General features: G+C 62.3%; 1 protein-coding gene. It reads right to left on the bottom strand.

Annotation, left to right across the window (positions count from 1 at the left end; genetic code table 11):
• Positions 1-8: 8 nt before the first annotated feature.
• Positions 9-1652 carry an acetolactate synthase large subunit gene (locus QYE47_RS27195; RefSeq protein WP_004576806.1) on the bottom strand — a complete coding sequence of 548 codons (1644 nt, stop codon included), beginning with the start codon at positions 1650-1652 and terminating at the stop codon, positions 9-11.

The raw sequence follows: 1652 nt of genomic DNA, 5'->3' as shown, positions 1-1652 counted from the left end.
GTCAGGGCTTACACCGCCAGGGCGCGCTCACGCAGCTCGCTGTTGAGGATGCGGTCGTTCTCGCTGTAATCGACTGGGCAGTCAATCACATGCACACCCGGGGTCTTGATGCAGTGCTCCAGCAGCGGCAGCAGGCCTTCGGCGCTTTCCACGCGGTGGCCGTTTGCGCCGTAGGCTTCGGCATACTTGACGAAGTCCGGGTTGCCGTAGTCCAGGCCGAAATCGGTGAAGCCCATGTTGGCCTGCTTCCAGCGGATCATGCCGTAGCCGTCGTCACGCAGGATCACCACGGTGATGTGCATGCCCAGACGTACTGCAGTTTCCAGTTCCTGGCTGTTCATCATGAAGCCGCCGTCGCCACACACCGAGATTACCGGGCGGTCCGGGTGCACCAGGTGCGCAGCCATTGCCGATGGCAGGCCGGCGCCCATGGTCGCCAGGGCGTTGTCCAGCAGCACGGTGTTTGGCTTGTGCGCTTTGTAGTTGCGGGCGAACCAGATCTTGTAGATGCCGTTGTCCAGGGCGACGATGCCTTCGGACGGCAGTACACGACGGATGTCAGCCACCATGCGCTGTGGGTAGACCGGGAAGCGGTCGTCGTCGGCGCCTTCGGCGATCTGTGCTTCGTTGGCTTCACGGATGGCCATCAGGCGGGTGAAGTCCCAGTGCGACGTGTCGTTCAGCGCTTCACTGATCTGCCATACGGCGTTGGCGATGTCGCCGATCACTTCTACTTGCGGGAAGTACACGGCATCGACTTCGGCAGAGCGGAAGTTGATGTGGATGACTTCGGTGCCGCCACGGACCATGAAGAACGGTGGCTTCTCGATCACATCGTGGCCGATGTTGATGATCAGGTCGGCGGCTTCGACGGCGCGGTGAACGAAGTCGCCCGACGACAGCGCAGCGTTGCCGAGGAAGCGCGGGTGGCGCTCGTCGACCACGCCTTTACCCATTTGGGTGGTGATGAACGGGATGCCGGTCTTGTCGATCAGTTGCTTGAGGACCTTGGCGGTCATCTTGCGGTTGGCACCGGCACCGATCACCAGAATCGGGTTACGCGCGTTCTGCAGTTTCTCGACGGCAGCTTCGATGGCCACGTGCTCGGCCAGCGGGCGGCGGTGCAGGCTGCGCGGGATCGGCAGCGCGTCGGTCTGCTCGGCGGCGATGTCTTCCGGCAGCTCCAGGTGCACCGCACCCGGCTTTTCTTCTTCGGCCAGGCGGAAGGCTTCGCGCATGCGCGCCGGGATGTTGTCGGCCGAGGCGAACTGGTGGGTGTACTTGGTGATGGGGTCCATCATGCCGCACACGTCAATGATCTGGAAGCGACCCTGCTTGGACTTCTTGATCGGCTTCTGCCCGGTGATCATCATCATCGGCATGCCGCCCAGGTAGGCGTACGCACTGGCGGTTACCAGGTTGGTGGCTCCAGGGCCGAGGGTCGACAGGCTGACGCCGGTCTTGCCGGTCAGACGACCGTAGGTGGCAGCCATGAAACCTGCAGACTGCTCGTGACGGGTCAGTACCAGCTTGATCTTCGACTTGCGCAGGGATTCGAGCAGGTCGAGGTTTTCCTCACCGGGAATGCCGAATACATACTCGACACCTTCGTTTTCCAGGCATTGCACAACGACATCGGCGGCCTTGGCCAT

Source organism: Pseudomonas sp. 2,4-D (assembly GCF_030418155.1).
GTDB classification, from domain to species: domain Bacteria; phylum Pseudomonadota; class Gammaproteobacteria; order Pseudomonadales; family Pseudomonadaceae; genus Aquipseudomonas; species Aquipseudomonas alloputida.
Note: the sequence above shows the minus strand (reverse complement) of the source record. Positions and strands in the feature narration are given on the sequence as shown.

Coding starts and splice junctions, on each gene's coding strand:
- QYE47_RS27195 (WP_004576806.1), bottom strand. CDS start 1,652: ATGGCCAAGGCCGCCGATGTCGTTGTGCAATGCCTGGAAAACGAAGGT.